Below are 6,210 nucleotides of genomic sequence, written 5' to 3'. Positions count from 1 at the left end.
GATCTTAATAAAATTGAGCGATGCTGGTCATGGTTAAAGAGTCGAATTCGTAAAAAAATTAGTCAATTCAAGTGTCTTCGGGATGCCATAGAAGATGTGCTTCGCACAGTGTCCTAACCGCCTTGGCGGTTGCTATAACTGACGAGAAAATTCAACAGCAATTAATTGCTCTGATTGAAACAATTATTGTTTACAAATTTCCACAACAAACTAGGGAGGAAATTACAGCTATGTTTGAATTAAGTGATTTAAAGAAAACTCGATTTTATCAGGAAGCTTGGGGAGAAGGAAGACAGGAAGAAGCTGTTAATATAGTCTTACGCCAACTTAAACGTCGCTTTAGAGAAATTCCTGTTTCTTTAACTGAACAAATTCAAGGATTATCTGTTGAGCAATTAGAAAGTTTAGGAGAGGATTTGTTAGATTTTGAAACTCAAGATGATTTAGTTCAATGGTTGAAAAAGTAATGGTTGATTAATCCTTTTTTTCACTAAAATAGGATGTTAAAATCACACTTTATGTCGAGAATTATCTAGGAACCAGACGAATTTTTATACCGTAAGTTTTTTAACTGTAAATAGTAGGAAAAACCCATGCAAATTATTATTGAACTACCTGACGAGATCCAAACTAGAATGGAGAAAAAATGGGGGAGTTTATCTCAGAAAATGATAACCAATTTAGCTTTAGAAGCTTATCAAAATCAATTGATTAGTACCGCAGAATTAGGTAAAATTTTAAAGCTACCCTCTCGTTTAGAAATCCATCAATTTCTTAAAGAAGCAGGAATTTATCTTAATTATGATGATGAAGAACTGGAAAAAGATTTAAGGACACTTCAGGAATTAAGACAACAATGATTATTATTTCTGATACGTCTCCTCTTTGTTATTTGATCTTAATCGATTGTATAGAAGTGTTACCAATTTTATATGAAAAGGTAATTATTCCTCAAGCTGTTTATCAAGAACTACAAGCAGAAGCTACCCCGAAAGTAGTTAAAAAGTGGATACAAAATCATCCTGATTGGTTAGTTATTAGAAACATCATGAATGCTTCAGATTCACAACTTGCTCAATTAGATAAAGGAGAACGAGAAGGGATTATTTTAGCAGAAGAAATGAACGCTAATTTACTGATACTTGATGATAAATTAGCGAGAACTATAGCTACTCAAAGAGGATTAAAAATTATTGGTTTATTAGGAATTCTTCTTGATGCAGCTAGAAATAATCTCATTGATTTACCTACTAAAGTTAACCAATTACAAGAAACCAGTTTTTTTGTTTCTCCTAAATTATTACAATCTATCCTCTCTCAATATCAAGAAAACTTGTGAATACAAAAACCTTTTACAAAGGATTATCTGTTGAACAATTAGAAAGTTTGGGTGAGGATTTGTTAGACTTTAAAACTCAAGATTATTTAGTTGAATGGTTGAGGAAATAAGTGTTAATTAATACTTACAACCTATACTATTTATGATATCCTATGGAACAACTATCTGCTCGACTGCTTCGCCAAGAAAGGGAACGCTTCTCATCGTCACCATCAATCATCTCGATTGTATCATCTTCGTCATTTTGTCTGTCGTTATTATTTACTATACAATCAACATCTCCATCGCCAATTTTTTTTGCGTAAATCAACAAAGAGAAATTACCTGTGTCATCAAAAAAAGACACAGGATGAAGGCATTTTTCAAAGTAGTTGTTAAGTCGTGGTATTCGGTTTGAAATCAATAAAGGTATTGTTTGCGTTCCATTCGGCAAAAGCTGTTTAATAGCTGTTTTCATTTGTTCGTCTGTAGGACCTTTAAGTGTCTTCGCTACTTTTATTACATTCTTACAACCCACCAAAACTTGCATTATGTTATATGGTTCCTTGATGTTCACAGTAAGAAGTTTGCCTGCGTCTTTGATGAGAGCTTGTTTAAGCTTTGATGGGTCTATTTGGCTTCGTGTTTCAACTTTAATTTCTATCACAGTAGGGGGGAATTGATTATGCCACAAAGTTAAATCAGCCCGTAACGAATTTGAATAATATAGATTCTCCTCTCTTTGTATATTAGAGTAAAGACCATTCTGATTGTTGCCCTGGTCAAAACTACTGTACATCTGTACCTGTAGCCAACCTTCCCATCCTCCGGGTATTTTGGTTAAATAATTCACAGGTAAGGGTAATTTCTGACATATCTCTGAAATTTGGTGAGCTATCCAAGCTAGATATGGAATTATAGTTCTAGACATAACTTTTTCCTCCCGTTAGATGTAGGGTGGGCATTGCCCACCACAACCTTATTAACTCAGTCCGTTTACAAGAAACGAACGATCGCACCGGACTCCTCTTCCCGCAACATAATATGCTGCATCAACGCTTCATCCTGGAACCAGTCGGGGTTATCATCCCAGGTATAGGACACCATGCTTTGTCCATTCATCTCCTGACTTAACGCCCCTTCCTTCTTACCATCCACCAAAACTTGCCACTTACCAGGGAATAACGGTTGCTTCAAACTCAAGCGAATCTCATGGTTCGTTGCATCCGTCCACAAACGGGTTAAACAGTTACCCGCAGAACCACTCAAACGAGAAGCCAACGCTTGCTGATACAACCCTTCCGCTTGTTTGGCAAACACTTCCGCGGCCCGATAGCGAACCTCTTGTCGGCGCATTTCTTCCGAATCTTACTTTTCACGGGATCTTTGGTTCGCGAACGACATTCGAGAACCAAATGACTACTTTTTCTGGTTTCTTTCCATTTGATCAGCTAGATCAATGAGTCCCGATTTCAAAGTTTGGATAGCCCTTTCTAATCCTTCGATTTGGGCGCGACGGAGAACCGATGCTACGGCATCCAAATAAGCAGGACTACCAGCTTTTCCTAAATGTTTGTATTTGCTATTTATGTCTGGATCACCGGTGGAAAAAATCCTTTCAGTTGAATGTAACTTATAGTACCAATAACGTGCTTTCCGTCCTCTAGCTTGATAACGAACAATCCAACAGCCAGGGGGAGCTACCTCTCCAGATTCCATGATATCATTAATTTGTTGCTGATAGATAGCGATTAATTTAGAAATATTGTTTGGATAGTCTATTTCTTGAGTTTTTTGTTTATTTCTTTGTTTTTTAACCATAAATACTATTTGCTTTTAAATTAAATCGCGGATGACATTCGCGAACCGTTGTCCCAATTATAGAATCACTTATGTCTCTATTTAACATAACTTTTATTTTAAAAGGTTTCTCTCAATTCCCATCCTTCACATAAAGACATTAATTCCAACCATCCTCTCCATAAAACGGTAATTCTGAAATACTCTCAACTTTTTCAGTCGTTAGTAACATCCAAGAAATCGCTTCTTCTCCTTCAGGGACATTAATTTCAGTTGCATAAACAGCATAAACATTAAAGCCATCTGATTCCTTTAATCGCTGTGGTGAACGTAACTTAACTGGACAAAATCTTACCTCAAAAACTCCAGTCCTTTTCTTTCTTGTCTCATGAGGAGAAATCTCCAATTCAAAACAAAACTGAACTGCCTGTTTCCTCATATAATCCCAAAGATAATTTGGCTCATCGCCTATTACTCTATTATGAGTTGCACGGACTAATAGTCCAGCTTTCTCAAGGTTTTGCACTTCTTCAAATACTTCGGCAATATCTCCTTCTCTGTCAAAAATATGAATAATTTTTGGCAACTTAATTGAGGAAGTTTTTTGCAAAATGTCAGGAATATTTTTGATAGCTTCTACCCATTTATAAGATTCTTTTTCTTCAAAGGGTCTTGTTCTTTTTGTCTTTTTGCCTTTCTCTAGCTTCTCTCTTTTCCAAACTTTTTCCCATAAGATTCCTAATGGCTGACCATAATCTGGATCGACGGCTAAACTCGTATGTAGAATTAATCCATTGCCTCCATTTCCAGTAGGACCATACTCTTCTCGTTTAACTTTTATGTTCTTATAATCGAGAAATGAAGTATCTCCAACCGACAAAATTATCGGTAAATTTTTAACCAAATTTGCTGTTTGATAATGAGAGGGTTCGGTCACAAGTTGAAATGAAGTTTTTGAATTGGCTAAAAACTCATAAGTTCTTTTAAGATCACTAGCATTCTTAAAAACTTTTGAGAGAGGCTGACCATATTTTACTCTTAAATGGTCTTGAATGTATAATGCTCTGTCTGTTAACCTTTTATCACCGAAATTACACTTTGTATGACAGTCTGAATCGTAATCTCGCAGCTTCATGCTTTTTTCTCTCTAAAACTAATAAATCCTTGTCAGTATAACGAGATTGATTAGTTTAGACATGGTTCTCGAATGTCATCCGCGAACCAAAGATCCCGTGAAAAGTAAGCTTCCGAATAAGGTTCCGTACTGGGGTTAGCACTAACAATGGTATCCAAATAAAGACCCGGAGACGTAATAATCAAATCTTGGGGTTCTAGGGGTTCCTGACTGTCGATAGTGACACTGCGTAACCATTCGGCGATCGCATTCACCCGCGCAACCACGTCCTTGTCTACCCCATTTTCTGTCGCAGGGGTTGAAAGTTGACCTGTTTTCAGAGGTTCCTGATATTCCTTGTGTAACAGGTTATTAATGGTTTCAATGGCCTGTGAAGTTACCTTATGCTTATCCTCCACATCAAAAGGCAAATGATTCGCTTGAAACTCATTCACCACCTTACTCAACTCACTCAAACTATAGCGACGCGCCTCATAAACCCCACTACCATCAATGCTTTCCAGACTAGGAATAACCTCAAACTCCAGATTATCCAGATATAGCCCACCTTTGAACTTATTATTGATGCGGTAGAACATCAAATTTAACGCCCGTCCCTCATTAATATTCTTCACCGTGGCCTCGGTTTTATCTTCTGTTTCCACCGTCGTCTTGGCCGTAGAAGAGGTACTCACCTCCTGCTTATTCTGCTGACTCAAAGACTGTGCCGCTTTTTTAGCCGTTTTATTAATCGCTTGGTTAAAATCTTTCAGAGAATTACTGGTTCCGGCACTAGCACTGGCCTGCGCACTCACGGGACCCCAACCCCCTGAAACCGAGGTACTCACCTCCATCTTACTTGAATTTTCCTTCTCACGACGGGTGGTATCTTCCATTTCTGAGGCCAAATCTGAGCTATCAGATTGGGTAATATCAAAAATAGAGGTACTGGACTTACTGATTGTCGTTTCTTGGGTAAATTTCTTGGTTAAAGTAATGGTACGCTGTTCTCCAGGGGCGAGATTAATGGTATTGACCAGTTCTCCTAACAACGCTTTTTCCCAACTGGTGCGATAAGACAAGGATTCCACCACCGTTAAACGGGGTAAAATGGTGGGGTTCATCGCTTTGAGGGGACGTTTAAAAATGGTGTATTTGGTCAACACTCGCATCCCTGTTAAAGATTCCTCGTAAACCGGGAGGAAGACTGCACAATGACGACGGAACGCTTCATTATAGTCACAGCGATCGATCACGGAACTCAAACTTATGCCTTCGTCGGTAAAAAATCCTTTAGGGGTTCGTTGGAAAATATAAACATCAAAACCAGCTTCCCGTAACTCACCTTCTTTTTTAACCACAACATCCGCACTGGTATCAACTTTTTGATAATCTTTCACCTGTTGACTGTGTTGTTTGGTGTATTTAACTTTTTTTCTTCCCCAACCAAACAAACCACATCTTTCTGTCCTGGTATGGTCTGTGGTCCATCGTAAAATGCGTTTAAATTGGGAGTAAAGTTCCCCTGCATAGACTTCTTGTTCTGTCTTATTAGGGAAAGTCATTGTCTCATTATTAAGAAAGAGATAATAACCTAAATCAGCAGCTTGAGATTTTAAACGACGTAAGCGACGGTTAACATTATACTCACCCATTTCTAACCGTAGACATTGTTGCTGAATTTTTTCTAAACTTTCTGGAGCGTTAGAAATATCTTCTTTCTCAAGAATTTTATCAATCAAGTCTTGGGTTAGTTTTTCAACTTTGGCGTTAACTTTTTCGGCAAATTGTTTTTGAATTGATAGTTCTTGATACTGTCTTTCGATCAATTCTGGCCTTAAGTCTAAGAGACTGTTTGTAAAGAAAAGATAAAGAAATTAGGCGGCACAGATTTGTGGTTATAAAACTATGGAATAAGTTTTTATGACAGTTTTATGAAGAGACGTTCTTATCCGTCAGATATAACAGATTCCCAATG

9 protein-coding genes and 1 pseudogene are annotated in these 6,210 nt (G+C 37.6%); 5 read left to right on the top strand and 5 right to left on the bottom strand.

What is annotated here, in order from left to right:
- From QNJ66_RS25720 to QNJ66_RS25700, 5 genes and pseudogenes are all read left to right on the top strand, one after another.
- A pseudogene (locus tag QNJ66_RS25720) lies at positions 1-117 on the top strand (IS630 family transposase); the annotation flags it as partial.
- 5 nt (positions 118-122) lie between these two features.
- Positions 123-467 carry a DUF4351 domain-containing protein gene (locus QNJ66_RS25715; protein ID WP_300511515.1) on the top strand — a complete coding sequence of 115 codons (345 nt, stop codon included), beginning with the start codon at positions 123-125 and terminating at the stop codon, positions 465-467.
- Positions 468-593: 126 nt separating this feature from the next.
- Positions 594-860, top strand: coding sequence for a UPF0175 family protein (locus tag QNJ66_RS25710; RefSeq protein ID WP_300511514.1), 267 nt, complete (start codon positions 594-596; stop codon positions 858-860).
- The gene (locus QNJ66_RS25705) at positions 857-1,339 is read left to right on the top strand and encodes a DUF3368 domain-containing protein (protein WP_300511513.1); all 483 of its coding nucleotides are present in this window, start codon (positions 857-859) and stop codon (positions 1,337-1,339) included. Before QNJ66_RS25710 ends, QNJ66_RS25705 begins: the two co-directional genes overlap by 4 nt.
- On the top strand, positions 1,336-1,449 hold the full coding sequence (locus QNJ66_RS25700; protein WP_300511512.1) for a DUF4351 domain-containing protein: 114 nt from the start codon (positions 1,336-1,338) through the stop codon (positions 1,447-1,449). Before QNJ66_RS25705 ends, QNJ66_RS25700 begins: the two co-directional genes overlap by 4 nt.
- Positions 1,450-1,475: 26 nt before the next feature.
- On the opposite strand, the gene QNJ66_RS25695 is transcribed toward QNJ66_RS25700, so the two are convergent.
- The 5 genes from QNJ66_RS25695 to QNJ66_RS25675 all read right to left on the bottom strand — a co-directional run bounded on the left by QNJ66_RS25695 (position 1,476) and on the right by QNJ66_RS25675 (position 6,061).
- On the bottom strand, positions 1,476-2,249 hold the full coding sequence (locus tag QNJ66_RS25695) for a hypothetical protein (protein WP_300511511.1): 774 nt from the start codon (positions 2,247-2,249) through the stop codon (positions 1,476-1,478).
- A gap of 65 nt (positions 2,250-2,314) precedes the next feature.
- Complete coding sequence (locus tag QNJ66_RS25690) at positions 2,315-2,674, bottom strand: hypothetical protein (protein ID WP_300511510.1); 360 nt, start codon at positions 2,672-2,674, stop codon at positions 2,315-2,317.
- Positions 2,675-2,737: 63 nt separating this feature from the next.
- Positions 2,738-3,139, bottom strand: a complete 402-nt coding sequence (locus QNJ66_RS25685) for a hypothetical protein (RefSeq protein WP_300511509.1) — start codon at positions 3,137-3,139, stop codon at positions 2,738-2,740.
- A 139-nt stretch (positions 3,140-3,278) separates the two neighbouring features.
- Complete coding sequence (locus tag QNJ66_RS25680; RefSeq protein WP_300511508.1) at positions 3,279-4,253, bottom strand: IS4 family transposase; 975 nt, start codon at positions 4,251-4,253, stop codon at positions 3,279-3,281.
- Positions 4,254-4,303: 50 nt separating this feature from the next.
- Positions 4,304-6,061 (bottom strand): hypothetical protein, encoded by a 1,758-nt coding sequence (locus QNJ66_RS25675; protein ID WP_300511507.1) that lies wholly within the window; start codon positions 6,059-6,061, stop codon positions 4,304-4,306.
- Between the last annotated feature and the right edge of the window lie 149 nt (positions 6,062-6,210).

Origin of the sequence: Crocosphaera sp. (assembly GCF_030064895.1) — a bacterium.
Taxonomy (GTDB): Bacteria; Cyanobacteriota; Cyanobacteriia; order Cyanobacteriales; family Microcystaceae; genus Crocosphaera.
Note: the sequence above shows the minus strand (reverse complement) of the source record. Positions and strands in the feature narration are given on the sequence as shown.

What these genes read in the sequence shown, in the direction of transcription:
- QNJ66_RS25710 (WP_300511514.1), top strand. Translation starts at nt 594, where the DNA reads ATGCAAATTATTATTGAACTACCTGACGAGATCCAAACTAGAATGGAG.
- QNJ66_RS25705 (WP_300511513.1), top strand. Translation starts at nt 857, where the DNA reads ATGATTATTATTTCTGATACGTCTCCTCTTTGTTATTTGATCTTAATC.
- QNJ66_RS25695 (WP_300511511.1), bottom strand. Translation starts at nt 2,249, where the DNA reads ATGTCTAGAACTATAATTCCATATCTAGCTTGGATAGCTCACCAAATT.
- QNJ66_RS25690 (WP_300511510.1), bottom strand. Translation starts at nt 2,674, where the DNA reads ATGCGCCGACAAGAGGTTCGCTATCGGGCCGCGGAAGTGTTTGCCAAA.
- QNJ66_RS25685 (WP_300511509.1), bottom strand. Translation starts at nt 3,139, where the DNA reads ATGGTTAAAAAACAAAGAAATAAACAAAAAACTCAAGAAATAGACTAT.
- QNJ66_RS25680 (WP_300511508.1), bottom strand. Translation starts at nt 4,253, where the DNA reads ATGAAGCTGCGAGATTACGATTCAGACTGTCATACAAAGTGTAATTTC.